We start from the raw sequence: 25,292 nt of genomic DNA, 5'->3' as shown, positions 1-25,292 counted from the left end.
GAACGATGTCGGAGACCAAGGTGTACCCTGTCCCCGAGGCGATCCAGCGGGACGCCCATCTGAACTTCGAGCAGTACCAGGAGATGTACAACCGCTCGATCCAGGATCCCGAAGGGTTCTGGTCGGAGCAGGCGGATAAGTTCCTGGACTGGTTCAGCAAGTGGGGCACCACCTGTCACTGGGATCTGGCCAAGGGCGACATCCGCTTCTTCGAGGGCGGGACCCTGAACGTGGCCTATAACTGCGTGGATCGTCACCTGGAGACCCGGGGGGATCAGACCGCCATCATCTGGGAAGGCGACGAGCCGGACCAGGATGAGCACATCACCTATCGCGACCTGTACGAGCGGGTTGGCCGCTTCTCCAACGCCCTGAAGGCCCGCGGCGTCAAGAAGGGCGACCGCGTCTGCATCTACCTGCCCATGGTTCCCGAGGCGGCGGTCGCCATGCTCGCCTGCGCGCGCATCGGCGCCGTACACTCGGTGGTCTTCGGCGGCTTCTCGCCCGAGGCCCTGCGCGATCGGATCCAGGACGCCGATGCCGAGGTCGTCATCACCTCGGACGAGGGTGTGCGTGGTGGCCGCAAGATCCCGCTCAAGGCCAACACCGACAAGGCCCTGGAGGGCTGCCCCAACGTCAAGACGGTCTTCGTGGTCCGTCGCACAGGCGGTGATATCGCCTGGAACGACGGGCGCGACGTCTGGTACCACGAAGCCTGCGCCGAGGCCTCTCCGGACTGCCCGCCGGAGCACGTGGACGCGGAGGATCCGCTGTTCATCCTCTACACCTCCGGCTCCACCGGCAAACCGAAGGGGGTGCAGCACAGCACCGCTGGGTACCTGCTTGGCACGGCGATGACCCACAAGTACATCTTCGACTACCAGGATGGCGAGGTGTACTGGTGCACTGCCGACGTCGGCTGGGTGACCGGCCACTCCTACATCGTCTACGGCCCCCTGGCCAACGGCGCGAAAACCCTGATGTTCGAGGGCGTGCCCACCTACCCCGATGCCGGTCGCTTCTGGCAGGTGGTGGACAAGCACGAGGTCTCCATCTTCTACACCGCCCCGACCGCCATCCGCGCGCTGATGGGCCAGGGCGACGACCACGTGAAGAAGACCTCGCGCAAGAGCCTGCGCATCCTCGGCACCGTCGGTGAGCCGATCAACCCCGAGGCCTGGGAGTGGTACTACCACACCATCGGCGAGGACCGCTGCCCCATCGTCGACACCTGGTGGCAGACCGAGACCGGCTCGATCCTGATCGCGCCGTTGCCCGGCGCCATGGACCTCAAGCCCGGCTCCGCCACCCTGCCCTTCTTCGGCGTGGAGCCCCAGCTGGTCGACGACAAGGGCAACGTGCTCGAGGGCGCGACCAACGGCAACCTGGTGATCAACCGCGCCTGGCCGAGCATGATGCGCACCATCTACGGCGACCACGAGCGGTTCATCAACACCTATCTCGCCGCGTATCCGGGCAAGTACTTCACCGGCGACGGTGCCCGCCGTGACGAAGACGGCTACTACTGGATCACCGGCCGGGTCGACGACGTGATCAACGTCTCCGGCCACCGGATGGGTACGGCCGAGGTCGAGAGCGCCCTGGTGCTCCACGAGAAGGTGAGCGAGGCCGCCGTGGTGGGCTACCCCCACGACGTCAAGGGTCAGGGCATCTACGCCTACGTCACCCTCATGGCCGACGAGGAGCCGAGCGAGGAGCTCAAACAGGAGCTGGTCAAGCTCTGCATCCAGGAGATCGGCCCCATCGCCAAGCCGGACATCATCCAGTTCGCGCCGGGGCTGCCGAAGACCCGTTCCGGCAAGATCATGCGCCGCATCCTGCGCAAGGTCGCCGCGAACGAACTCGACAGCCTGGGTGACACCAGCACCCTGGCCGACCCGACCGTGGTGGATACCCTGATCGAGGATCGGGCCAACCAGTAAGGCGGGAGACGGACGGGGCCGGGCAACCGGCCCCGTCCTGCTGTTCCTGAACCCGGACCCTAGAACACCAAGCCCTAGAGACCCATGTCACCCTGGATCTACTTTCTCGTAACCCTCGCCATCGCCTGGCACGGGCTGACCTACAAGGACCCGGACGGCGATCACCCCACTGTGCACCTGCTCTTCGGCTGCATCGCCCTGATCTTCGCGATGCGCTTTCTCTTCGTCGATATCCTCGGGCTGCCGATCCTCGGCGTGGCGCCGCTGGACGCGGCCTGAACCACGCCACGGCACGGCCCGTTGAGGCGGGCCTTGGTGGGGTTGGGTCGGGTAGAGAGAAAGGCGGGACGGACATCCCACCCGGCAGGATCGGGCACGGCACGGCAGACGCCGCACCATCCCCTCTCTTCTGATGCGCTAGTCGGGCCGCTGCGTATAGGCCCGCTGCTGGCTGTCCTTCTCCGGATCGGAAAGCTTGCGCTCCGACTCCGGCAGCGCCAGTTGTTCCTCGATATAGTCAGCCCGCTCGGAAATGCTCGGCTGTCCGTCCGGACCCATGTGGAAGAACCGGGTCAACCACCCCGGGCCGTCGTCCACGGCCTCGTCCAGCTCCGCCGCTTTGCGGTAATCGGCCAGCGCCTTTTCGTGCTCGCCAAGCCGGTCATAGGCAATGCCCCGATTCGCGTAGGCGCCGGCGAATTCCGGGTCGATCCACTCGATGAACCGATCGTAGAGGTCGATAGCGCGCTCGAACTCGCCGAGCTCGAGCAGCGTGGTCGCCTTGCCCAGGTGGGCGTAACGGTGCTGCGGCGCCTCCTCCAGCGCCCGGGAATACTCTTCCAGGGCGCGCTCGTAACGCCGATCCTGGAAGGCACGGTCGCCGGCTATGGTCTTCACATCGCCCGGGCCCCGATCCGGTGCCACGCCCTGGTACAGGGCATAGCCCAGCGGCAGGAGCGCCGCCACGATGGCGATCACCACCCAGGTCCGGTACCCCCGCTCGGTAATCTTGATCATTGCAACACACCCAACGTTGCGGAATTCAGGAAGAAAGAAAACACCGGCAGGATGATGGCGGTCAGCACGCGGGCCCGCCGTTTCTGCCCCGCCAGCTCCTCTTCGGACAACTCCCGATCCAGTCTCCGCTGCAGCCGCCGGACGCTCAACACCCAGATCCACTGACTGACGGGATAGAAGAGCAGGACGACCAGCAAAACGACCCAGAACAGGAATTGAAGCGTCGGATCCATATCGCTCGCTCGAATGAAGCCTTCTGGAAGGAAGGGGCGTAGGGGACCGAAATGGCCCCCTACGCTTCCCGGTCAAAGTGATCCGATGATCACCGACCCGTTACGGACGGCTGACGTCGTAGCGGGCCTTGCCCTGATCCTCGTCGAAGAGGACCTCGATTTCCTTCTCGGGCACGGTGCTCATCTCACACTTGTAGCAGGTGAACCACATCATGTAGATACCGATCACCCACCACAGCAGCTGCCAGACCCAGATGGACGGCAGGCCGAAGAACCACCAGGTATCGGGGTTGGTCGGATCGCCGAAGACCCAGTTGCCCAGCAGGGCGCCCGGACCGAAGGCGAAGATCCACCAGCCGATGACGATGGTGAAGGCGATCGGGATCAGGTGACGCTTCTCGGCCGGCAGCGACGCATGCTCACGCAGGAAGGCGTGCACCGTCATGCGGTGATCGTAGTCTTCCTTGTTGTTCTGCGTCATTGCCGAGACGATCACGGCCACCAGGGCGTTGAGCACCAGGCCCCACCCAGCCGAGTGGATGGTCAGCGGCCAACGACCCCAGGGCACGTCGACGCCCATCGCCGCCAGCAGATCGATGCCGATGTTCTCGGTCATCAGCACGGCGATGATGCCCACGCTCAGGCCCCAGACGACACCCGGACGGGTGAGCCAGGGGAAGAAGCAGATGGCTGCCAGGGGCACCCACATCTGCGTACCCATCGCGGTGGCCAGACCGCCGAGCAGCACCAGGGCGTCGGTGGTCACCGTTGCCACGGTCAATGCTGCAAGCACCAAGATGGTGACGAAGATCCGCCCCGCCACGACCTGGGTCTGGTTGCTGGCATTCGGCATGATGTAGCGACGCAGCAGGTCACGGGTGAACATGCCACTGGTGGTGGACATGTACGCCGCACCGGTGGACTGCATGGCCGCCAGGGCACAGACCGCCAGCAGGGCCGCCAACCAGGGCGCTGCCGCCTCCAGCATATTCAGCAGCTGGGGCACCAGCTCGCTGTCACCGCCCCGATCCAGGGACAGATCCAGCCAGGCCCGCTCGAGATCCCCCGGCAGGGCTGCCAGCCAGTCCGGATCCATGTTGCGCGGATCCTCACCAATGGACAGCGCCGCCAGCCCGGCCGCAATGACCTGCTCGACCTCCTGGCGGTTCAGCTCGGGGTGCTCGGCCTGGATCATGCCGCGCTGCATGACCGCCGTGGGCACCAGCGGGCTGAGGTTCATGCCGTCCAGGGACTCACCGGCATCGAGGCGCTGGCGCACCTCGTCGACCAGGCCCTGGTGCTCCTCGGAGACCTCAAACAGCGACTGGTACTCGGCCAGCTCCTCGCCGTACTGCTCGGAGAAGATGTCCTTGGCGAACTCGGTGTTGCCGCCCAGGCCGTGGGTGGCCATTGCCTGGATCGCCAGGAACGTGAACATCAGGGCACCGACGCCCAGCGGGGACATCCAGGTCTGCTGCGGCGCGAACGGCCGCGGGTTCTGGTTGGAGAACGCCCACATGGTGAACGAGGGCGAAGCCATGATGCCGCCCAGCGCCAGCATGTAGGTGATGTTCATCACGCCGGTCCAGACGCCGCCCTGGGCACTGGCCGCGGCACCGACCCACTGGATGGCACCCGGGATGGCGACGTAGCCGCTGGCACCGGAATCACCCGGGATCATGCCCGGCGAGACCTCCCCGGCACCGCCCGTGGCCGTCTCCCACTCGACGAGGCCGGCAATCACGTGCGTGAAGTTGTTCCAGCCGCCGATGTAGTAGAGCGCCACGATACCAATGACGAAGATACCGACTATGAGCAGCACGGCCTGCGCCGCATCCACGTACGCCACGGCACGCAGACCGCCCGAGGCCACGTAGAAGAGCACCACCGCGGACAGCAACCACATGCCGATCTCGACGCCCATCCATCCGTCGGTGAGCACGTGGAACAGGAAGCCCGAAGCGCGCAGCTGGATCCCCAGGTACGGCACCGCGAAGATCAGCGCCACGATGAGGATCAGGATGCGGATCGAGTCCGTCCGGAAGTAGTCCGCGAACATCTCGCCCGGCGTGACGTAGCCCCAGCGCTTGCCGATCATCCATTGGCGCTTGAGGAACAGCATGCCGGTGAACGGGATGCAGATGGAGTAGAACGAGGCGTAGGCGTACTGCAGGCCGTCCTCATAGATCAGGCCCGGGTGGCCCACGAACGTCCACCCCGAGAAGGACGTGGCCGTCGCCGCCAGTATGAAGACCCACATACTGACGGAACGCCCGGCCACGAAGTAGTCGCTGGCTGTGCGCGACCAGAGGTATCCCTTGATACCCCAAAAGATGCAGTAGCCCCAGTACAGGCCTACAAACACCAACAGCCATATGGCCATAGCTGACATTACGCGTCTCCCCCTCACATTTCTGGAGTTATGAGGTGTTGCACCCCCCACAGGGGGTGGCAGGCACCTAGCGAAAACCGTGCCACCCTTGCGTGGCCCGCTAACCGGCTGATGTATCTAGGTTCCGGCCCCGGCCTCCCTGCGGGGGCGTTACCCGAGGTAACAGGCCACGTTCCCGCGGGTAACACCGGTGGGTAACACCCGCACAGTGGTTTGTCTCCGCGGCCGGGCTTGGGCATGATCAAAGCGAGCAGACACCCGCACAGGAGAAGCGCCAATGGCCACCGGAGCGAACAGCCCCGGGGAACCGCACGTATCCGCCGACACGCTGGATATCCGCCGCCTGGCCGAGAACGAGGTCTTCCGCAACCTCGACGACGGGGTCCTGCGTGCCCTGCTCGGCCGGGGCAGCGTCCACCACCTGGACAGTGGCGAGGTGCTCTTCCACCTCGGCGACCCGGACCGGGATACGCTCTTTATCCTCTACGAGGGGCGCGTGGAACTGCGCGACGCGCACAACGTGGTCACCGTGCGCGAGCCGGTGACCCTGCTCGGGCTGTCAAGCTACTTCGACGACGAGCCCTACACCCTCACCGCCCTCGCCACCCGGCCGACGCTGGTCGTCGGCGTCCCCTTCGAGGACGTGCGCACCCTCGAACGCGAGCACCCGGCGCTGGCCGACACCCTGAGCCGCATCATCGCCGACCGGATCCGCGCCAACTCCTGGCAGCACCGCGGCAGCCCCACTGGCGCCCTGTCGCAGCCGGCCCGCACCGCCATGTCCACGCCGCTGACCTACCAGCAGCCGGACTGCAGCCTCGCCGAGGCGTTCCGCTTCATGGACCAGCGCCAGATCGGCAGCATCGGCGTGCTCGACGAGGCTGGTGGACTGGTGGGCCTGGCCACGCTGCGCACCATCGGCCGGGCCATCTTCACCCGCGGACTCAGCCCGGACGCCTCCATCGTCGAGGCCGCCGAGCGGATCACCGCCATCGGTCCGGAAACGCCACTGTCCGAGGCCAAGGACATCCAGGCGCGGGAGAACGTCAAGTACCTGGTGGTCATGGACGGCACGCGCCCGGTGGGCATGCTCTCGCAGTCGAACATGCTGCAGGCGATCATGGCGCAGCAGACGGTCATGCGCGAGCGCACCAACCGAGCCACCAGCATGGCGGAGCTGCGCCAACTGGCCGGCGAGGTGGGCTACGTCGCCCGCGAGGCCTGGAACAACAACCGCGAGGCGAGCCGCGCCACCTACCTGCTCAGCGAATTCCACCTGCAGCTCCAGCGCCGCTGCATCGACCTCGTCCTCGACGAGCTCCACGGCGAGGGATGGGGCGAGGCCCCGCGCCCCTACGCCCTGCTCGTGCTCGGCTCGCTGGCCCGCCGCGAGGCACTGATCAACCCGGATCAGGACAACGCCATGATCATCGGGGACTACCCCCGCGGCAGCAGCGAGCCCCGCCCCCTGGACGAGACCGAGGCGGAGTGGTTCGCCAACTTCGCCGAGCGGGTCAACGTCCGCCTCGACGAGCTCGGCTACGAGTGGTGCAAGGGCGATATCATGGCCCGCAACCCGGAGTACCGCCACGCGCTGGAGCGTTGGCGGCAGCAGTTGCGCTACATCGCCCGGCACCCGAACAGCACCTCGGCCCGGTGGAGCAACATCTTTCTGGATTTCGAACTCCTCTACGGTGAGCAGGGGCTGGTCACCGAGCTCTGGGATTTCGTCCTCGCCACCCTGCAGGAGCAGCCCAAACTGCTGCGCTTCATGACCGGCGACGACGCCGAGGGGCAGCCGGCCGTGGGGCTGTTCAACCGCCTGATCCGCTCGCGCCGCTCCGACAATGGTCACGGCTGCGTCGATATCAAGCGCAAGGGCCTGCGCATCATCGCCAACGGCGCGCGCATCTACGCACTCTCCGCCAACGTGCGGGAGACCAACACCGTCGCCCGGCTCAAGGGCCTGCGCCGCGAGGGTGTGCTCACCAGCGAGATGGTCGACTCGGTCCTGACCGCCCACGAGGAACTGCTCGACCTGCTGCTGACCCACCAGATCGAGCAGCATCAGGCGGGGCAGATTCCGGACAAGTACATCGACCCCGAGGAGCTGGACGACCTGACCCGGCAGTCCCTGGCGACGAGCATGAAAGCGGTCAAGCGCTTCCAGGACCGCGTACAAGGCGTCTTCGGCCTTTAGAATAGGGCGCTCGCCGGGGGGGGCAGCACGCCCCCGGCGATGGCGACCCGGCACGATAACCGAGAGGAGGCGGCCACGAAGATGAGCCAAGAGATCCTGATCGTGGACGATGAGGACAACATCGTCTTGTCCCTGGAGTTCCTGATGAAGCAGGCCGGTTTCGAGGTACGCACCGCCCAGGACGGCGAGCAGGCCCTCGAGGCCCTCGAGGCGCGCATCCCGGACCTGGTGCTGCTCGACGTGATGATGCCCCGCAAGGACGGCTACGAGGTCTGTCAGGAGATTCGCCAGCGCGCCGAGTGGGCGCACCTGCCGGTGGTCATGCTCACCGCCAAGGGCCGTGACGTGGAGCGCGAGAAGGGGCTGGCCATGGGCGCGGACGACTACATCACCAAGCCGTTCTCGACCCAGGAAGTGGTGGAGACGGTCCAGCACATCCTGGCCAACGGGGCGCAGTGATGGCCAGCGCCATGGCTCGCCGCCGGCTGAAGTTCTGGGCACCGGCACTGTTCCTGCTCCTGCTGATCGCCGCTGCGCTGGCCACCGTCGGTTACTTGACCCTGGGCCACGTCCCCGAGGGCCCGGAGCGCGCCAACGCGCTGCTCGCCTTCGGGGCCGCCGGCGCCGTGCTCATGGGGGCCACCGTAGCCATCTGGATCCTCCTCGACGCCGCGGTGATCCGCCCTCTGGGTGCCCTGGCCCGCGGCGCATCGATCATGGCCCACTCCAATCCGGCCCACGAGCTGGAGATCCCGAGCATGCACCTGCTCGGCGAACTCCCGGAGAGCTTGCAGACCCTCGGCAGCAATCTCTACGAGAGCCGCCGCGAGGTGGCCAAGGCGCTGGGCTCCGGCGCGCAGGGGGCGGAGAACCAGAAAACGCGCCTGGAGATCGTCCTGCGCGAAATCCAGCAGGGTGTGATCGTTTGCGACACCGAGGGGCGGATCCTGCTCTACAACCCGGCCGCCGGGGAGATCCTGCGCAACGACGCCCTGGGCCTCGGGCGCTCGATCTACGATGTGCTGGCCCGCTCGGCGGTGGACCACACCCTGGAGATGCTCCAGCACCGGCTGGCCATCGCCGAGGACCACACGGTCGCCGAAAACCGGGCCGAGTTCGTCTGCGCAACGGTAGACGACGGTGCCCTGCTGCACTGCCGGATGAGCCTGCTGCCCTCCTCCAGCCCGCTGCGCTCCGGTTTCGTGCTGACCCTGGAGGACATCACCCGCAAGATCGAGGGGGTGGCACGACGTGACCACGCCCTGCGCAGCGCCGTCGAATCGCTGCGCGCACCGCTGGCGAACCTGCGCGCCGCCGCCGAGAGCCTCGGGCAGGGCGACGAGGCCATGGCCCGCGAGCAGCGGCAGTCCTTCGAGGCCATGATGGTCCACGAGAGCCGCGAGCTGAGCCGGCGCTTCGAGCGCATGGCCCGGGAAACCCACCGCCTGGTCTCCGCCCCATGGACGATGGCGGACATCAGCAGCGCCGATCTCTTCGCCAGTGTGCTGCGCCGCCATCCCGAGGGGCTGCCCCGGGTGGAGGTGGTCGGCATTCCGCTCTGGATGCACGCCGAGAGCCACTCCATCGGCCTGGTGCTGGAGCACCTGCTGCGCCACCTGCGCGGCGACCTGGGTATCGAGTCGGTCCGGGCCGAGCCGCTCATGGGCGACCAGCGGGTCTATCTGGATCTCTCCTGGACGGGGGCACCGATCCCGCCGGAGAAGCTCGAAGGGTGGCTCGACGAGGAGTTGCCCGAGGCCACCGGACAGCTGACACCGCGTGGCGTCCTGGAGCGCCACGACAGCGTGGCCTGGAGCCAGACCCAGCCGCGTTGTGAAGACCGCGCGGTACTCCGCATCCCCGTGCCGGTGTCGCGGCGCCAGTGGGAGCAACCGGGCGAGCGGCTGCCGCCGCGGCCGGAGTTCTACGACTTCTCGCTGGCCGACCAGGCCGCCGACCAGGGCGAGCTGCTCGACCGTCCTCTGGCCCAGCTCTCCTTCGTGATCTTCGACACCGAGACCACGGGCCTGGCCCCTTCGGAGGGCGACGAGATCATCTCCATCGCCGGGGTGCGCATGGTCAACGGCCGCATCCTCGAGGGCGAATGCTTCGAGCAGCTGGTCAACCCGGGCCGGCCCATCCCCAAGGCGTCGATCAAGTTCCACGGCATCCGCGATGAGATGGTCGCCGACAAGCCCGGGATCACCACGGTCCTGCCGCAGTTCAGTGCCTTCGTCGGCGACTCGGTACTGGTCGCCCACAATGCGGCCTTCGACATGAAGTTCATCCGCCTTAAGGAGGAGCAGTGCGGCCTGAGGTTCGAGAACCCGGTGCTCGACACCCTGCTGCTTTCGGTCTTCCTGCACGACCACACCCCCGAGCACACCCTAGAGGCCATCGCCAACCGGCTGGGGGTGGAGATCAGCGGCCGCCACACCGCGCTGGGCGATACCCTGGTCACCGGCGAGATCTTCGCGCAGATGCTACCCCTGCTCGAGGAGCGCGGCGTCACCACCCTGCGCGAGGCCATCAACGCCTCCGAACAGATGATCGAGGTCCGCAAGCAGCAGGCTCAGTTCTGACGTGACGGGACGGCGCAGCGAGCGACTCACCGCCCTGGCCCTGCTCGGGGTGGTGCTGTTTAACTACCCGGTGCTATCGCTGTTCGCGGTGGACGGCAAGGTGCTCGGGGTGCCGGTGCTCTACGCCTACTTCTTTACCGTCTGGGCCGGACTGATCGCGGCCGTCGCCCGGCTCAACCGGGCGGCCGCACGGGGGTGAGCGCCGTGCTGCCGGCCTGGACCATTCTGCTGGTCTCGGCCCTTTACGTCGGGCTGCTCTTCGCCGTCGCCTATACGGCGGACAAGCTCGGCGACCGCGGCCTGTCGCTGGTCAACAACCCGTACGTCTACACCCTTTCCATCGCCGTCTACTGCACGGCCTGGACCTTCTACGGCAGCGTCGGGCTGGCCGCTGAACACGGGCTGGCCTTTCTGACCATTTACCTCGGCCCCACCCTGATGGCCATCGTCTGGTGGGTGGTGTTGCGCAAGATCGTGCGCATCAGCAAGCTCTACCGGCTGACCTCCATCGCCGACTTCATCGCCGCCCGCTACGGCAAGAGCATGCTGCTCGGCGGCCTGGCGGCGTTCATCGCCCTGGTGGGCACCACCCCGTACATCGCCCTGCAGCTGCAGGCCGTCTCATCGAGTTTCGACGTGCTGCTGCACTTCCCCGACATGGAGGCGGTCCAGGCGGGCAGCGCCGGCCTCCTCGACGACAAGGCGCTCTACGTAGCGGTCCTCCTGGCGCTGTTCACCATCCTCTTCGGCACGCGCCACATCGACGCCACCGAGCGCCTGGAGGGCATGGTGGTGGCCGTGGCCTTCGAGTCGGTGGTCAAACTCATCGCCTTCCTGGCGGTGGGGATCTTCGTCACCTTCGTTCTCTTCGCGGGTCCGGTGGAGCTCTTCCGCGAGGCAGCGGCCACCCCGGCCATCCAGGAACTCGGGCTGCTCACCGGGCTGCCCGGCGGCTACCAGAGCTGGATCGCCATGCTGGCGCTGTCAGCCCTGGCCATTCTCTTCCTACCGCGGCAGTGGCAGGTGAGCGTAGTGGAGAACGTCAACGAGGATCATATTCGCACGGCCTCCTGGCTGTTCCCCCTCTATCTGCTGGTCATCAACCTGTTCGTCCTGCCGGTGACACTCGCCGGTCTGCTGTTCTTCGGCGACGAGATCCCCGGGGACGACTACGTCCTCGCCCTACCCCTGGCGGTGGATCAGGGCCTGCTCGGGCTGCTGGTGTACATCGGCGGCTTCTCGGCGGCCACCGGCATGGTCATCGTCGCCACCATCGCCGTGGCCATCATGGTCAGCAACGATATCGTCACCCCGGCCCTGCTGCGGCTGCGCCGCTTCCACGCCCGGGGCCGGCACGACCTGTCGAGGCTGATCGTCGCCATCCGACGCCTGGTGATCTGCGTCATCCTGGCGCTGGGCTATATCTACTACCTGCTCATCGCCGACACCCACGCCCTGGTCTCCATCGGGCTGATCTCCTTCGCCGCGGTGGCCCAGTTCGCGCCGGCGGTGCTGCTCGGGCTGTTCTGGAAGGGGGCGAGCCGGCGCGGGGCGCTGGCCGGGCTGGTGGCCGGCTTCCTGCTCTGGGTCTACACCCTGCTATTGCCCTCGCTGGCCGAGGCCGGCCTGCTTGGCGAACAGCTGCTCCGCGACGGGCCGTGGGGGGTCGAGTGGCTGCACCCCTACGCCCTGTTCGGCCTGGAGGGTATGGATCCGATCGCCCACGCCTTCTTCTGGACCATGCTCGCCAACCTCGGGCTGCTGCTGGGGGTCTCGCTGTTCGATCGACAGGGCGACATGGAGCGCATCCAGGCCACGCTGTTCGTCGACGTCTTCCTGCGCTCCGAGCGCGACGCCCGCTTCTGGGAAGGCACGGCCACCGTGGGCGATCTGCAGGATCTGCTCGGCCGCTTCCTTGGCCCGGAACGCTCCGCCGAGGTGATCCGCGAGTATGGCGCCCACCGCGGCCGCCCGCTGGACGAGGCCGAGCAGGCTCGGCCCGAGCTGGTCAACCACGTCGAGCGCCTGCTCGCCGGGTCCATCGGCTCCGCCTCGGCGCGGGTGATGGTCTCCTCCATCGTCAAGGGTGAGGCCCTCTCCTACGAGGGCGTGATGGAGATCCTCGACGCCACCTCGCGGGCCATCGAGTACTCACGGCAGCTCGAGGAGAAATCCCGCGCCCTGGAGAGCGCCACCGAGGAGCTGCGCGCGGCCAACGAGCGGCTCAAGGAGCTCGACCAGCTCAAGGACGAGTTCGTCTCCATGGTCAGCCACGAGCTGCGCACGCCGCTGACCTCCATCCGCGCCTTCGGCGAGATCCTGCTCAACAACCCCGAGATAGACGCCGATCAGCGCCGCGAATTCCTTGAGGTCGTGGTCCGCGAGAGCGAGCGTCTGACCCGACTGATCAACCAGGTGCTGGACCTGTCCAAGATCGAGAGCGGCTCGGCCCAGTGGCAGCTGGAGGACGTCGACCTCTCGCGCCTGGCCCGCGAGGCGGCCGAGTCTACCCAGCAGCTCTTCGCCGACCGGCAGACGCAGCTGCACATCGAGGTCACCAGCGACGACAACGCCGTCAAGGGTGATCCGGACCGGCTGATGCAGCTGATCATCAATCTGCTCTCCAACGCCTCGAAGTTCACCGAGCCTGGCGAGGGGCAGGTCTGGCTGCGCCTGGAGCCGGGCCGCGGCGACACCCTGCGCCTGTCGGTGACCGACAACGGCCCGGGCATCAGCGAGGAGGATCAGCGACGGATCTTCGACAAGTTCCACCAGATCTCTCAGCAACAGGCCGGCAAGCCCAAGGGCAGCGGTCTGGGGCTGGCCATCTGCCGGCTGATCGCCGACGCCCACTGGGGCACCCTGTGGGTGGAGAGCGAACCCGGCGCCGGGGCCAGCTTCGTCTGCGAACTGCCGTGCGCCGGCGGCGAGCACAGCAACGTCACCGGCTACGTAGCGTTCACCGAACACGGACCGACATCCCCAGGAGAGGCATCCGCGTGACCGATCCGCAGCCCCCCGCCTTCCAACCGGCCTGGTGGCTGCCGGGCCGCCACGCCCAGACCGTCTTCCCGGCCCTGCTGCGCAGCCCGCCGCGGATCCCGCTGACGTCGGAGACCTTCGAGCTGCCCGACGGCGACTTTCTGGAGCTGGCCTGGGGCCCCCCGGGCCAGGGGCTGGCGATTATCGGCCACGGCCTGGGCGGCAGCAGCGACTCGGCCTACGTGCGCGGGCTGGTGGCCGAGCTGGCCCGGCGCGGTATCGGATCGGTGGTCCTGCAGTCGCGGGGGGCCGGGCGGCGGCCCAACCGCCACCGGCGCTCCTACCACGCGGCGGCCTGGGACGATCTGGAGGCGGTGGTCGCCGGCCTGGTCGAGCGGCGCCCCGGGCAGCCCCTGGCGGTGGTCGGCTTCTCGTTGAGCGGCTCGATGCTGCTCAACTGGCTGGCCGAGCGCGGCGACTGCCCGGTGGCGCTGGCCGTGGCCGTCTCGGTGCCGTTCGAGCTGGACCGCTGCGCCGACGCCCTGGAGCAGGGTTTTGCGCGCGTCTACCAGGCGTACCTGCTGCGCCGCCTGCGGGCGATGGCCGCGGCCAAGTTCGCCGCACGCAGCGATGCGCCGGTGCCGGTGGAGCGGATCCGGCGCATCCGCCGCCTGCGCGAGTTCGACGACCTGCTCACCGCGCCGCTGCACGGCTTTCGCGATAGCGCCGACTACTACCGGCGGGCCGGCTGCCGGCAGCGTCTCGGCGCCATCCGCCAGCCCACCCGGATCCTCCACGCGGCGGACGACCCCTTCGTACCATCGGAGACCATCCCGCAGGCCGACGAACTCGGCCCCGGGGTGTCTATGGAGCTGCAGCGCCACGGCGGGCACGTCGGCTTCGTCCACGGCACCCGGCCCGGCTACTGGCTGGACGGGCGGATCGCCGGGCTCATCGAGACCGCGCTCGGCAACCCGCCCTCTACCGGCTAGACCGGCGCCGGGCTCAGAAGCGCAGCGTCCCGGTCACCCGCACGTCCCGGCCCGGCTCATCGCGGATCTGCCACTCGTCGTTCTCCTCCACCGCCAGCGAGGTGTGCTCCGCATACTGCTCATCGAAGAGGTTGTGCACCGCCAGCGCCAGGGTCAGGCGGTCGTCGGCCCACGGCTGCCACTCGGCCTGTACGTCGTGGAGGTGGTAGCCGTCGCGCTCCGGCTCGTCGTCGGGCACGTCGGTGTGATCACCCACCCAGGTGAGCGTGTAGCCCAGGGTCAGGGTCTCGTGGGCCGCCCAGCGCTGATCGAAGACCAGGCGGTCACCGCCGCCCCCACCCAGGCGCCGGATCACCCCCACCGGGTCACCGTCGTCGTCGACGGCCTCGGCGCTGAGGAACGAAAGCCGGGCGTCGTAGGGGCCCACGCCCCAGGCGGCGCGCAGTTCGTAGCCACGCAGGCGGACCGGATCGGGGCGGTTGCGGATCTCGCCGACGAGCGGCTCGGAACGCCCGCTAGGGAAAGCCGGGTCACCGAAACTAAACGGGCTACCCCAGTCATCATTGCGCTCGATGCTGTTCTTGATGCGCGTCTCGAAAAGCGTCGCCTCAAAGTCGAAGCGGTCGCGGGCCGTGATCCAATCCCGCCCCTGGTAGCGCAGGCCGCCCTCCGTGCGGCGCGACTCCTCGGCCTCGAACGGCTCGCCGTCGTTGAGGTTGGTCTCTTCATCGTCGATGTAGGCCAGCCAGCCGATGGGCAGCACGCCGGCACCGCTGACCGCTTCGCCGTAGCCGGCGAACGCACTCCAGCCGGCGCTCATCTCCAGCTCGGCGCTGAGATTGGGCGAGACGGCGTCACCGTCCAGGTCCTGCTCCACCAGGTCCGTGTTGTAGTCGTCGAAGCGCAGCCCCGCCGAGAGGCGCAGCCGCTCCCAACGCATCCGGTTCTGCAGGAAGGCGCCGAAGTTGCGCGAGCGGTGGCTGAGCCGCGGACCGTCGGTCTGGCCGATGCGCCCATCCTCGGTGTAGTAGTCGAAACCGGCGGTGAGCCGGTGACGGGTCGGCCCGGCGTCCAGGGTGAAGGTGTTGCGCACGTCGCCACCGTGCTCCACGGCCCGGGTGGCGGTGCTGCGGTCCTGGCGCTCGAGGCGGTTGTCGTTGCGGTAGACACGGGCCTGCCAGTCCACGTGGGGGTCGGCCGGGCGGTAGCGGTGCTCTGCCGTCCAGGTCTCGCGCCGCTGCTCCTGGCCCACCGGATCCTGCCGGGTGGTCTCGCGCGGGTCGCCGAAGTCACTGCCCCAGGAGCCGTAGTGGTGGTCCCCCTCGAAGGTGTTGCGCTGCACGCCGAAGCGCAGCTGGTGCCCGCTGGCCGGAACCCGGCTGATGCGGGCCAGGTAGTCGCGGTCGCGGCCGCCGGAGTACGGCATGCTCCCGCCGCCGCCAACGCGGTAGTCATCCCGGTTGACCGCACCGATGTGGGCCAGGACGCCCCAGTCGCCGCCCAGCCGGCCGAAGGCGGTGGCCGAGCCGCGCTCGGCCTCGTCGGCGCTGGCGTAGCCAGCGCGCAGGCGGGCCCCGATCTCCTCGTCGGGGTCGAGCAGGTCCTGGGCATCCACGGTCTCAAAGCGAACCGACCCCCCCAGGGCACCGGGGCCCTGGTCCGCCGCCGGACGCGGGTCGAGATCGGCCGACCGCAGCAGGTCCGGGTCGAGGCCGGTCAGGCCACCGCGGTGCTGGTGAAGATTGCGCCCCTGGCGGGCGCCGTCGACGCTGACGTTGAGGTTGCTCGACTCGACACCGCGCAGGTAGAGGCGCTGGGCGTTGCGGCTGCCGCCACCGACCCCGGCCGAGGCCTCGCCGCGGAAGATCTCGGCGCTGCTGGAGGCCTGGCGGCGCTGCAGGGCTTCGCTGTCCGCGCCGCGTCCCAGGGGATCGCCGCCGGCCTCGATGCGCACCGGCGACAGATCGGTGGAGGAAGCGATCGGTTGGTCATCGTCCGCGGCGTGGGCCGGGACCGACACCGCCGTGGCCAGCAAGGCACCGAGCAGGCGCCCGGGTTTTCGATCGTTCGGATTCATGTTCAGCGCTCCTCGTCTTGCGACGGGCGCTGGCGACTCAAACTGGGGGAGCGACGACGGCTGCAGCGCCGCCGCCGGACGGATGGGATCACCGGCAAGCTCACCCCCAGGCGCGCCGCCCGCACGCCGTTTCGTGGGTTGCTGTGGGCCGGTCTCCGGGCTCGTGGGGGGACGCTGGATGCGTCGTTGCGGATCGCCTTCCCGCGAGGGCCGCCGGGTGACGGCTGTCTCGCAGTGGCCTGTGATCCGCAGGCCCCACCTACCGTTGCGGGGGCAGCGCCGGCTTCACTGCTGGGTGCAGCTGGACCGGACTTCCCGTTTAACCCCAGGCGATCCTGTTGCGCCTGCGGGCACCCACATCGAAGTCGCGGAGTTTAGGCAGGCTGATCGGCCGGTTGCAAATCGACGAGCCGGACAGTTCGTCGCAGGGGGCGCGATCCCCGTGCCCACCCCCCGGGGGATGCACCGACGGAACGCGCACCTAGCCCGCCGGCCGCCCCGGCACGCCGAGCGCCTCCAGCCAGGCGGGTTCCAGGGCCTGCTCCAGGGTGTCGGCAAGGCGATCCAGCTCCGCCTCGATGCGCGCCTGCTCGTCGCCACCCTCGCCCTCCAGGGCGAACCACTCCACCAGCAGGGCGCGGCGGAACGGCCCGCTGTCGAAGAGCCGGTGGAGGTAGCTGCCGAGCACGCGGCCGTCGTCGGAGCGCGCCACGAAGGGGAAGAGGCCCTCTTGGGCGCCGGTGACACCGTGGTGGATCTCGTAGCCGGTGACGGTCACCGGCGCCGGCCACTCGGCGTGGCCGTGCACCTCGGCCAGCTGCTTGGTCGCCGCCAGGCGGGTGCGCACCGGCAGCAGGCCTAGGCCCGGGGCGCTGCCGCCGCCCTCGACCCCTTCCGGGTCCTCGATGTGCTCGCCGAGCATCTGCAGGCCGCCACACAGGCCGACCACCCGACCTCCATACCGACAGTGGCGCAGCAGCGCCTCGGCCACGCCGGATTCACGCAGCCAGGCCAGATCCGAGAAGACATGCTTGGAGCCGGGCAGGACGACCAGGTCCGCCCCGTCGAGATCCCGCGGCTGCCGGGCGAAGCGGACGTGGACCCCCGACTCCGCATCCAGGGCGTCGAGATCGTCGTGGTTGCTCATCCGCGGATAGGCCACCGCCACCACCTGCAGGGCGCCGCCGGAGCCGCGCGGCCCAGCCATCCGGTAGGGGGCGTCCTCCTCGGGCAGGTGCAGATCGGGCACCGCCGGGACCACGCCGATCACCGGCACGCCCCCGCGCTCGGCGAGCTGCGCCGGCGCCTCGCCGAGCAGCTCGGGGCTACCGCGGAAGCGGTTGATGATCAGTGCCTCGACCCGGCGCCGGTCGGCCACATCAAGCCACTCCAGGGTGCCGAGCAGGGAGGCGAAGACGCCGCCGCGGTCGATATCGCCCACCAGCCAGACCGGGACGTCGGCGGCCTCGGCAAAGCCCATGTTGGCGATGTCCCCCTGGCGGAGGTTGGGCTCCGCCGGCGAGCCGGCCCCCTCGACCAGGACCACGTCGTAGGCGCCGCGCAGACGCTCGAAGGACTCGAGCACCGGCGGCAGCAACGGCTGGCGGGCCTCGCGGAAGGCGCGCGCCTCGAGCCGCCCGGTGACCTGGCCCTGGAGCACCACCTGGGCGGTGCGCTCGGCCTCGGGCTTGAGCAGCACCGGGTTCATGTCGGTGTGCGCCGGCACCCCGGCGGCCAGGGCCTGGAGCCACTGGCCGCGGCCGATCTCGCCGCCGTCGCGGGTGACCGCCGCGTTGTTGCTCATGTTCTGCGGCTTGAACGGCGCCACGCGGACCCCGTGGCGGGCGAGCAGGCGGCAGAGACCGGCGACCAGCGCCGTCTTGCCGGCGCCGGAGCAGGTGCCCTGGAGCATGAGGGTGCGGGCGCTCACCACTCGATCCCCGGCTGGGCGCGCACCCCGGCCTCGAAGGCGTGTCGCACGGCGCCTACCTCGCTGACCGTATCCGCGGCGTCGATCAGCGGCTGCGGCGCGTGACGGCCGGTGACCACCACGTGCTGTTCGTAGGGCCGCCGGGACAGATCATCCAGGACCTCGCCCAGTTCCAGGTACTCGTAGCGCAGGACGATGCACAGCTCATCGAGCACCACCAGCGACGGCCCCTCCTCACACAGCCAGCCCCGGGCGGCGCGCCAGGCCTCGCGGGCCGCCGCCACATCCCGCTCGCGGTCGGCGGTCTCCCAGGTGAAGCCCTCGCCCATCACCTGCCAGTCGACCCCAGGCTGGTCACGGAAGAAGGCCTCCTCGCCGGTGGCCCGGCCGCCCTTGATGAACTGCATCACCCCGGCGCTGCGGCCGTGGCCCAGGGTCCGCGCCACCATGCCCAGCGCCGACGAACTCTTGCCCTTGCCCGGGCCGGTGAGCACCAGTAGCACACCGCGATCCTGCTGCGCGCGGGACCGGCGCTCCTCCATGACCGCCCTCTTGCGCTCCATGCGCGCCGCGTGCCGCTGCGGGTCCTTCGCGTCTTCACGCATCGCTTCGCACACCTCGTTGCTCGGGAGAAACCGCTCCCCGGGGAAGCGGCGATGAGTAGCCTACCGGCTCAGGAGCCCGGCGACGACCTCGGGCGCCGAGGGAAAATACGCGTGGAAGTAGGTCGCGGTCAGGCTGCCGACCCGGTAGACGCCCTCGGCCGGGCTGCCGCTGCGCCGCACGGTTTGCTCCGTGGGCTCCAGGGCCGTCTCCAGCCGCGAGTGGTGGAAGGTGTGGCCGCGCAGCTCGCCCTCCGGGCGGGACAGGCTCTGCAGGCCGATGCCCGTCAGCCGCCCGGCCATCTCGGCACGCCCCGCGAGGAGGCCGAGCATCGGGTGCTCGCTGCCGTCGCCATCGACCAGCGACTCGGCGCAGTACATCAGACCGCCGCACTCGGCGAGGATCGGCCGGCCCGCGGCGTGGTGTTCACCGATAGCGGCCCGCATCCCGTCGTTGGCGGCCAGGGTGGCGGCGTGCAGCTCCGGGTAGCCGCCGGGCAGCCAGAGGGCATCGCAGGGGGGCAGCGTCGCATCGCGCAGCGGCGAGAAGGGCACCACCTCGGCCCCCATCGCCTCCAGCAACTCGAGGTTGGCCCGGTAGGCAAAGGCAAAGGCGGCATCCCGGGCCACCGCGATCCGCTGCCCATGCAGCCGCCGGGGCGGAGCCGGCGGCGCCTCGCCGTGCAGGGCCACCGGGGGCGGCAGGCGGCCCAGGCCGGCCTCGGCGAGCACCGCTGAGGCCGCATCCAGGCGTGCATCCAGGTCGGCCACCTCGCCGGCCTGGACCAGTCCCAGGTGGCGATCAGGTACATGCAGGGCCTCGTCGCGGGGCACCGCCCCGAGCCATTCCACCCCCTCGGGCAGGCTGCCGGCGAGCATGCGCGCATGCCCCGGACTCCCCACCCGGTTGGCGATGGCCCCGATCACCCGCACGTCATCGCGGTGGCGGGCCAGCCCGCCGACCAGGGCCCCGAAGGTCTCGGCCATGGCCCGGGCGTCGATCACCACCGCCACCGGCAGGCCGGCCAGGGCGGCGAGATCGGCACTGGAGGGGTCGCCATCGAAGAGCCCCATGGAGCCCTCGACGAGGATCAGGTCGGCCTCGCGCGCGGCCTCGGCCAGGCGCCAGCGGCACTCGGCCTCGCCGGTCATCCACGGGTGGAGCTGGTAGACCGGCGTCCCGCTGGCCCGCTCCTGGACCATCGGATCCAGGTAATCCGGGCCGTGCTTGAACACCCGCACCCGGCGCCCGGCATTGCGGTGCAGCCGGGCGAGCGCCGCGGTGATCATCGACTTGCCCTGGCCGGAGCCCGGGGCGGCGATCAGCAGCGCGGGGACCGTCATTGCCCGAAACCCTAGCGCAGGATGAGCAGCGGCGTGCTCGAGCGCATGATCATGTGGGTGGTCGTGCTGCCGACAAAGAACCGGCGCAACCGCGAGTGGCCGTAGGCGCCCATGGCCATCAGGTGGATATCCTGCTCCTTGCGGTAGTTGCACACCGTCTCGTCGATCCCGCCGGGACGGACCTCGGCGTGGACCGTGAAACCGGCCGCCTCCAGCTGCTGACGCGGGGCGAGCAACCGCTCGCGGTTGACCTCGGTATCGGCGTCAACCAGGAGCAGGTGCGCCTCGAGCCCCTGGAGCAGCGGGCTCTCGGTGATGCGATCGACCACCTTCTGGGCCGCCGGGCTGCCGTCGTAGGCGATCAGGAAGCGTTCCGGCTCGCGGAAGGCCAGCGGCGCCACCAGGATCGGCTTCTGCACCCGGCGGATGGTGCTCTCCAGGTGGCTGCCGATATGCTGCTCTTCGGCGTCGCCGTCCTCGCCCTGCTTGCCGAGCACCAGCAGGCGCATCTCCTCCTGCGCCTTGTCCAGCACATCGGTCACCTCGCCGTTGCGCAGCAGCCGCCCGGGGTTCTCGATGCCCTGTTCCCGGGCGCGGCTCATGGCATCCTCGAGGATGGCGCGCGCCTGCTCGCGTGCGAGCCTACCCCGCTGCTCCTCAAGCTGCACCATCTCGTCGAGGAGGTTTTCCCGCACCCCGAAGGTCAGATTGCCGCTGAGATCCGCCTCGCGCTCACCGTGCGGGTTGCGAAAGGCGTGCAGGAACGTCAACGGCGCCTGCAGGCGCCGTGCGGCCCAGACCGCGTGATCGCAGACGGAGGGCGACGAGCGGGATCCGTCGACGCTGGCGATGATTTTGCTCATGGTCGTTGACTCCTTGCCCGGCTCAGTGACCCATCAACCGCTCGACGGCATCCGGCTCGTTGTGGACCGCGTAGCGATCGACGATGGTCGCCGTCGCCTCGTTCATGCCGACCACGTCCACCGCGACGCCTTCGCGGCGGAAGTTTATGACGACCCGATCCAGCGCGGCCACCGACGTGATGTCCCAGAAATGGGCCCGGGTTAGATCGATGGTGACGGTGTCCAGGTCCTCACCGAAATCGAAGGACTTGCGGAAACGCTCCGCCGAGGCGAAAAAGACCTGGCCGACCACCTCGTAGCGGCGGTGCAGCGTCTGGTCGTCGGGCAGGCTCTGCACATCCGAGCGCACGTACATGAAGCGGCTGACCTTGTTGGCGAAGAACAGCGCCGCGAGGAGGACGCCGGTGAGCACGCCGATGGCCAGGTTGTGCGTGAACACCGTCACGGCCACGGTGCTGATCATGACAATGTTGGTGCTCATCGGGTGCTTGGGCAGATCCCGGATCGAGGCCCAGCTGAAGGTCCCGATGGAGACCATGATCATCACCGCCACCAGCGCCGCCATCGGGATCATCTCCAGCAGCGGGGTCAGAAAGACCACGAGGATCAGCAGCACCAGGCCGGCGACCAGCGACGACAGCCGCCCCCGCCCGCCGGATTTCACATTGATCACGGACTGGCCGATCATCGCACAGCCGGCCATGCCCCCCAGGCTGCCCGCGGCGATGTTGGCGATACCCTGCCCCTTGCACTCGCGGTCGCGGTCGGTCTCCGTATCGGTCAGGTTGTCCACGATCCCCTGGGTCATCATGGACTCCAGCAGCCCCACCACGGTCAACGCCAGCGCATAGGGGAGGATGATCCAGAGCGTCTCCAGGTTCAGCGGGACATCCGGCCAGAGAAACACCGGCAGGGTGTCCGGGAGCTTGCCCATATCCCCCACGGTGGGGATGTCCATGCCGAGGAACCAGGCCAGCGTGGTGAGAACGACGATGGTCACCAGCGGGGACGGCACCATCCGGGTCAGATACGGGAACAGGTAAAGGATCGCCAGACCGCCGACAACCATCGGGTAGACGGTCCACGGCACATCGATCAGCTCCGGGATCTGCGCCATAAAGATCAAGATGGCCAGAGCATTGACGAAACCGGTCATCACCGAGTTCGAGATGAAACGCATCAACTGCCCGACCCGCAGATAGCCGGCGATGATCTGCAGCACGCCGGTCAACAGGGTCGCCGCCAGCAGATACTCCAGCCCGTGCTCCTTGACCAGGGTGACCATCAGCAGCGCCATCGCCGCGGTGGCCGCCGAGATCATCCCCGGCCGCCCGCCGGTGAAGGCGACCACGACCGCGATGCAGAAGGAGGCGTAGAGGCCGACCTGCGGGTCCACACCGGCGATGATGGAGAAGGCGATGGCCTCGGGGATCAGGGCCAGTGCCACCACGATGCCGGCGAGCACGTCGCCCCGGATGTTGCCGAACCACTCCCGCTTGAGCCTGCTCCAGTCCATTCCGTTCCCCAAGTCACCAGACCATTACGCCCCCTTTCGGACCGCTCCAGGACCGAGGGCTCGTACGCAATACGAAACCGCGATGGTGCGCTCACGGGCCGGGCCCGGAGCCTGGATGCCGCGAATCACCAGCAGACCCGGAAGGGCCCGCCACCAAGGAGGGCGCTGTTCGTGCCAATCGCGAAAGGGCGAGGATCCTACCAGCCCTGGGGGGGCGAATGACAGACGGAGACCTCCGCGAAGCGCACCGCACCCTCGCCGGCGGGCACACGGATTGACGGCACATGCCCTGCGGCCGGATACTTACCGGCAATTTGCCGGCGATCCGTCCAACCGGTGGCAACACGGAGCGGGAGGCAAGCGTGAACCGCGTGATCTTTAATCAGAAAGGCGGGGTGGGCAAATCCACCATCACCTGCAACCTGGCCGCCATCAGCGCCGCCTCCGGGTTGCGGACGCTGGTGGTCGACTCCGACCCGCAGGGCAACTCCTCACAGTATCTGCTCGGCGCCGATGCCGACGCGTGCGAGTCCACCATCGCCGACTTCTACGCCTCGACCCTGGGTTTCCGTCTCGGCCCCCGCAAGCCGGCGGATCTCGATCAGTTCATCACCGAGACCCCGTTCGAGAACCTCTCGATCCTGCCGGCCAACCGGGAGTTGGAGGCGCTGCAGAACAAGCTGGAGGCGCGCTACAAGATCTACAAGCTGCGCGACGCGCTCTCCAGCCTGCAGACCCCATTCGACGCCATCTACATCGATACCCCGCCGGCACTGAATTTCTTCAGCCGCTCGGCGCTGATCGCCGCGCAACGCTGCCTGATCCCCTTCGACTGCGACGACTTCTCCCGCCGTGCGCTCTACGAGCTCGTCGAGCACCTGGAAGAGATCCGCGAGGATCACAACGAGGCGCTGCGGGTCGAGGGCATCGTGGTCAACCAGTTCCAGCCCAGCGCCAATCTGCCCCGGCAGCTGGTCGAGGAACTGATCAACGAGGAACTGCCCATCCTCGCCCCCCACCTGAACACCTCGGTCAAGGTCCGCGAATCGCACCAGAACGCCCAGCCGCTGATTCACTGGGCGCCGAGGCACAAGCTCACCGGACAGTTCCGCGAACTCTACGAGAACCTCAACGGCGCGACGGTGGCCTGCTAGGGCGCGCCCGGCTACCCGTCCGTCCCGCGGCGGGCCAGAATCCGGTCGAGTTGGTTGGCGAAGGCCTGGCGGTCACGCTGGCTCAGCGCCGCCGCCCCACCGGTCTCCACCCCGCTGGCGCGCATAGTATCCATGAAATCACGCATATTCAGGCGCTCCCGGATGGTGGCGGGCGTGTAGAGTTCGCCACGGGGGTTGAGCGCCTGGGCGCCGGCCTCGATGACCTCGGCGGCCAGCGGGATGTCGCCGGTGATGACCAGATCCCCCGCTGCCACCTGGCGGACGATCTCATGATCGGCGACGTCAAAGCCGGGCGCCACCTGGACGGCGCGGATATGCTTGCACGGCGGCACCCGGATCGGGTGGTTGGCCACCAGCGTCAACGGCACTTCCGTGCGCTGGGCGGCGCGAAAGAGGATCTCCTTGATCGCGCCCGGGCAGGCATCCGCATCGACCCAGATCTTCACAGTGTCCTCCAGGCAGGTTCCGTATCGGTCTCAGGAGGCGGCCGGCCATCGAGCCTGGAGCCACCGCGCCACTCCAGCGTAACCGATCGCCACCGCCGCCAGGCAGAGGACCGTGGTGGCCAGCACATTGGCGCCGGCAAGAGCGGGCGCCCGCTCGAGGAGGGTCAGCGTCTCCAGGTTGAAGATGGAGAACGTGGTGAACCCGCCGCAGAAGCCGTTCACGGCGAACTGCCGCCAGTGGGTGGGCAGCGTCCGCTCCGCCGGATCCGCCGCCGCCCAGGCCGCCACGGCACCGATGAGCAGCGAGCCGAGGGTGTTCACCAGCAGGTCCCCCCCAGGGAAGGCCACCCAGCCGGCCACGTGCATCAACCGGTCCACGCCGTAACGGCTCAGCCCGCCGAGGGCACTGCCGGCGGCGACCCAGAGGGTGATCCTCATGAGCCGCCTCCGGCGATCCACGCCCCCGCCTGCAACCCGATCCAGGCGCCCGCCAGGGTCAGCGCCAGGGTGGCGGCGATGTTCCCCACGGCCCGGACTCCGCTACCCGTCCGGGCGAGGGTGTAGGTCTGCAGGGCGAAGGAGGAGACCGTGGTGTAGCTGCCGCAGAAGCCGATCAGCAGCAGCCTCTCCAGCGTGGCGAATCCGCCGGCCGTGGCGGCGAGCACAGCGGCCAGCACCCCGGCAAGCAGCGCCCCGGTGACGTTGACCACCAGCGTCCCCCAGGGGAAGGCCTCGCCCAGGCGCCGGTTGACGGCCGCCGCCACCCAGAAACGGCCCACCCCGCCGAGGGCACTGCCCACGGCCACCGCCAGCGCACCGGCCATACCTGCCGAGGATGCCATGGCTCAGGCCGCCCTCAGGGTGCGAATCCCGTACTGGCGGATCCGCTCAAGAGCTGGGACTTGGCCTCATGAATGTTGACCTGTTTCATCGCACACCGGTATTCGCTAAGTCGGACTAGGCTATACGCCGCGGCCAGGGCCGGACAACGCCGCTGC

At 68.7% G+C, this 25,292-nt stretch carries 21 protein-coding genes and 1 riboswitch; of the genes, 9 read left to right on the top strand and 12 right to left on the bottom strand.

The window, feature by feature from the left end; all coding sequences use genetic code 11:
- The first annotated feature begins 5 nt into the window (after positions 1 to 5).
- Together acs and LRG07_RS04390 are read left to right on the top strand one after the other, a co-directional pair.
- Positions 6 to 1,943 (top strand): acetate--CoA ligase, encoded by a 1,938-nt coding sequence (gene acs / locus LRG07_RS04395; RefSeq protein ID WP_238641869.1) that lies wholly within the window; start codon positions 6 to 8, stop codon positions 1,941 to 1,943.
- A gap of 84 nt (positions 1,944 to 2,027) precedes the next feature.
- Positions 2,028 to 2,222, top strand: a complete 195-nt coding sequence (locus tag LRG07_RS04390; protein WP_201171804.1) for a hypothetical protein — start codon at positions 2,028 to 2,030, stop codon at positions 2,220 to 2,222.
- Positions 2,223 to 2,360: 138 nt separating this feature from the next.
- Here LRG07_RS04390 and LRG07_RS04385 read toward each other — a convergent pair whose 3' ends face one another.
- From LRG07_RS04385 to LRG07_RS04375, 3 genes are all read right to left on the bottom strand, one after another.
- Positions 2,361 to 2,960, bottom strand: coding sequence for a tetratricopeptide repeat protein (locus tag LRG07_RS04385; protein ID WP_201171814.1), 600 nt, complete (start codon positions 2,958 to 2,960; stop codon positions 2,361 to 2,363).
- Positions 2,957 to 3,193: a hypothetical protein gene (locus LRG07_RS04380; RefSeq protein ID WP_201171817.1), complete on the bottom strand. Its 237-nt coding sequence runs from the start codon at positions 3,191 to 3,193 to the stop codon at positions 2,957 to 2,959. Before LRG07_RS04380 ends, LRG07_RS04385 begins: the two co-directional genes overlap by 4 nt.
- Before the next feature lie 100 nt (positions 3,194 to 3,293).
- Complete coding sequence (locus tag LRG07_RS04375; protein ID WP_201242927.1) at positions 3,294 to 5,585, bottom strand: sodium:solute symporter; 2,292 nt, start codon at positions 5,583 to 5,585, stop codon at positions 3,294 to 3,296.
- Between the two features lie 277 nt (positions 5,586 to 5,862).
- Here LRG07_RS04375 and LRG07_RS04370 point away from each other — a divergent pair, with 277 nt between their 5' ends.
- The 6 genes from LRG07_RS04370 to LRG07_RS04345 all read left to right on the top strand — a co-directional run bounded on the left by LRG07_RS04370 (position 5,863) and on the right by LRG07_RS04345 (position 14,341).
- On the top strand, positions 5,863 to 7,785 hold the full coding sequence (locus tag LRG07_RS04370; protein WP_238641868.1) for a putative nucleotidyltransferase substrate binding domain-containing protein: 1,923 nt from the start codon (positions 5,863 to 5,865) through the stop codon (positions 7,783 to 7,785).
- Positions 7,786 to 7,866: 81 nt separating this feature from the next.
- The gene (locus tag LRG07_RS04365; RefSeq protein ID WP_201171826.1) at positions 7,867 to 8,244 is read left to right on the top strand and encodes a response regulator transcription factor; all 378 of its coding nucleotides are present in this window, start codon (positions 7,867 to 7,869) and stop codon (positions 8,242 to 8,244) included.
- Complete coding sequence (locus LRG07_RS04360) at positions 8,244 to 10,367, top strand: exonuclease domain-containing protein (protein WP_201171829.1); 2,124 nt, start codon at positions 8,244 to 8,246, stop codon at positions 10,365 to 10,367. Before LRG07_RS04365 ends, LRG07_RS04360 begins: the two co-directional genes overlap by 1 nt.
- Position 10,368: 1 nt before the next feature.
- Positions 10,369 to 10,566 (top strand): hypothetical protein, encoded by a 198-nt coding sequence (locus LRG07_RS04355; protein ID WP_201242928.1) that lies wholly within the window; start codon positions 10,369 to 10,371, stop codon positions 10,564 to 10,566.
- Positions 10,563 to 13,370 carry an ATP-binding protein gene (locus tag LRG07_RS04350; RefSeq protein WP_370641492.1) on the top strand — a complete coding sequence of 936 codons (2,808 nt, stop codon included), beginning with the start codon at positions 10,563 to 10,565 and terminating at the stop codon, positions 13,368 to 13,370. The genes LRG07_RS04355 and LRG07_RS04350 overlap by 4 nt, the downstream gene beginning before the upstream one ends.
- Complete coding sequence (locus tag LRG07_RS04345) at positions 13,367 to 14,341, top strand: hydrolase (protein WP_238641867.1); 975 nt, start codon at positions 13,367 to 13,369, stop codon at positions 14,339 to 14,341. The genes LRG07_RS04350 and LRG07_RS04345 overlap by 4 nt, the downstream gene beginning before the upstream one ends.
- 13 nt (positions 14,342 to 14,354) lie before the next feature.
- Here LRG07_RS04345 and LRG07_RS04340 read toward each other — a convergent pair whose 3' ends face one another.
- From LRG07_RS04340 to LRG07_RS04315, 6 genes are all read right to left on the bottom strand, one after another.
- A complete protein-coding gene (locus tag LRG07_RS04340) occupies positions 14,355 to 16,418 on the bottom strand; it encodes a TonB-dependent receptor plug domain-containing protein (RefSeq protein WP_238641866.1) in 2,064 nt (687 codons plus the stop codon).
- A 128-nt stretch (positions 16,419 to 16,546) separates the two neighbouring features.
- Positions 16,547 to 16,791, bottom strand: a riboswitch (cobalamin riboswitch).
- A gap of 108 nt (positions 16,792 to 16,899) precedes the next feature.
- Positions 16,900 to 18,348 (bottom strand): cobyric acid synthase, encoded by a 1,449-nt coding sequence (locus LRG07_RS04335; protein ID WP_238641865.1) that lies wholly within the window; start codon positions 18,346 to 18,348, stop codon positions 16,900 to 16,902.
- Positions 18,345 to 18,953, bottom strand: a complete 609-nt coding sequence (gene cobO / locus LRG07_RS04330; protein ID WP_201171838.1) for a cob(I)yrinic acid a,c-diamide adenosyltransferase — start codon at positions 18,951 to 18,953, stop codon at positions 18,345 to 18,347. Before cobO ends, LRG07_RS04335 begins: the two co-directional genes overlap by 4 nt.
- Positions 18,954 to 19,013: 60 nt before the next feature.
- Positions 19,014 to 20,294: a cobyrinate a,c-diamide synthase gene (locus LRG07_RS04325; RefSeq protein ID WP_238635548.1), complete on the bottom strand. Its 1,281-nt coding sequence runs from the start codon at positions 20,292 to 20,294 to the stop codon at positions 19,014 to 19,016.
- A gap of 11 nt (positions 20,295 to 20,305) precedes the next feature.
- The gene (locus LRG07_RS04320; RefSeq protein WP_201171840.1) at positions 20,306 to 21,157 is read right to left on the bottom strand and encodes a universal stress protein; all 852 of its coding nucleotides are present in this window, start codon (positions 21,155 to 21,157) and stop codon (positions 20,306 to 20,308) included.
- Positions 21,158 to 21,179: 22 nt separating this feature from the next.
- On the bottom strand, positions 21,180 to 22,673 hold the full coding sequence (locus LRG07_RS04315; RefSeq protein WP_238641864.1) for a SulP family inorganic anion transporter: 1,494 nt from the start codon (positions 22,671 to 22,673) through the stop codon (positions 21,180 to 21,182).
- A 362-nt stretch (positions 22,674 to 23,035) separates the two neighbouring features.
- Here LRG07_RS04315 and LRG07_RS04310 point away from each other — a divergent pair, with 362 nt between their 5' ends.
- On the top strand, positions 23,036 to 23,827 hold the full coding sequence (locus tag LRG07_RS04310; protein ID WP_201171842.1) for a ParA family protein: 792 nt from the start codon (positions 23,036 to 23,038) through the stop codon (positions 23,825 to 23,827).
- 11 nt (positions 23,828 to 23,838) lie between these two features.
- Here the strand turns inward: LRG07_RS04310 and LRG07_RS04305 are convergent, their stop codons facing one another.
- The 3 genes from LRG07_RS04305 to LRG07_RS04295 are packed head-to-tail and all read right to left on the bottom strand — an operon-like array spanning position 23,839 to position 25,136.
- Positions 23,839 to 24,294 carry a YaiI/YqxD family protein gene (locus LRG07_RS04305; protein ID WP_201171843.1) on the bottom strand — a complete coding sequence of 152 codons (456 nt, stop codon included), beginning with the start codon at positions 24,292 to 24,294 and terminating at the stop codon, positions 23,839 to 23,841.
- A 30-nt stretch (positions 24,295 to 24,324) separates the two neighbouring features.
- Positions 24,325 to 24,732, bottom strand: coding sequence for a CrcB family protein (locus LRG07_RS04300; RefSeq protein ID WP_238641863.1), 408 nt, complete (start codon positions 24,730 to 24,732; stop codon positions 24,325 to 24,327).
- Complete coding sequence (locus LRG07_RS04295; RefSeq protein ID WP_238636653.1) at positions 24,729 to 25,136, bottom strand: CrcB family protein; 408 nt, start codon at positions 25,134 to 25,136, stop codon at positions 24,729 to 24,731. Before LRG07_RS04295 ends, LRG07_RS04300 begins: the two co-directional genes overlap by 4 nt.
- Positions 25,137 to 25,292 lie beyond the last annotated feature (156 nt).

This window comes from Halorhodospira sp. 9622 (assembly GCF_022228025.1).
Classification (GTDB): Bacteria; Pseudomonadota; Gammaproteobacteria; order Nitrococcales; family Halorhodospiraceae; genus Halorhodospira; species Halorhodospira halophila_A.
This window is presented reverse-complemented; position numbering and strand designations above follow the sequence as displayed.

Coding starts and splice junctions, on each gene's coding strand:
- acs (WP_238641869.1), top strand. CDS start 6: ATGTCGGAGACCAAGGTGTACCCTGTCCCCGAGGCGATCCAGCGGGAC.
- LRG07_RS04390 (WP_201171804.1), top strand. CDS start 2,028: ATGTCACCCTGGATCTACTTTCTCGTAACCCTCGCCATCGCCTGGCAC.
- LRG07_RS04385 (WP_201171814.1), bottom strand. CDS start 2,960: ATGATCAAGATTACCGAGCGGGGGTACCGGACCTGGGTGGTGATCGCC.
- LRG07_RS04380 (WP_201171817.1), bottom strand. CDS start 3,193: ATGGATCCGACGCTTCAATTCCTGTTCTGGGTCGTTTTGCTGGTCGTC.
- LRG07_RS04375 (WP_201242927.1), bottom strand. CDS start 5,585: ATGTCAGCTATGGCCATATGGCTGTTGGTGTTTGTAGGCCTGTACTGG.
- LRG07_RS04370 (WP_238641868.1), top strand. CDS start 5,863: ATGGCCACCGGAGCGAACAGCCCCGGGGAACCGCACGTATCCGCCGAC.
- LRG07_RS04365 (WP_201171826.1), top strand. CDS start 7,867: ATGAGCCAAGAGATCCTGATCGTGGACGATGAGGACAACATCGTCTTG.
- LRG07_RS04360 (WP_201171829.1), top strand. CDS start 8,244: ATGGCCAGCGCCATGGCTCGCCGCCGGCTGAAGTTCTGGGCACCGGCA.
- LRG07_RS04340 (WP_238641866.1), bottom strand. CDS start 16,418: ATGAATCCGAACGATCGAAAACCCGGGCGCCTGCTCGGTGCCTTGCTG.
- cobO (WP_201171838.1), bottom strand. CDS start 18,953: ATGCGTGAAGACGCGAAGGACCCGCAGCGGCACGCGGCGCGCATGGAG.
- LRG07_RS04325 (WP_238635548.1), bottom strand. CDS start 20,294: ATGACGGTCCCCGCGCTGCTGATCGCCGCCCCGGGCTCCGGCCAGGGC.
- LRG07_RS04320 (WP_201171840.1), bottom strand. CDS start 21,157: ATGAGCAAAATCATCGCCAGCGTCGACGGATCCCGCTCGTCGCCCTCC.
- LRG07_RS04315 (WP_238641864.1), bottom strand. CDS start 22,673: ATGGACTGGAGCAGGCTCAAGCGGGAGTGGTTCGGCAACATCCGGGGC.
- LRG07_RS04300 (WP_238641863.1), bottom strand. CDS start 24,732: ATGAGGATCACCCTCTGGGTCGCCGCCGGCAGTGCCCTCGGCGGGCTG.
- LRG07_RS04295 (WP_238636653.1), bottom strand. CDS start 25,136: ATGGCATCCTCGGCAGGTATGGCCGGTGCGCTGGCGGTGGCCGTGGGC.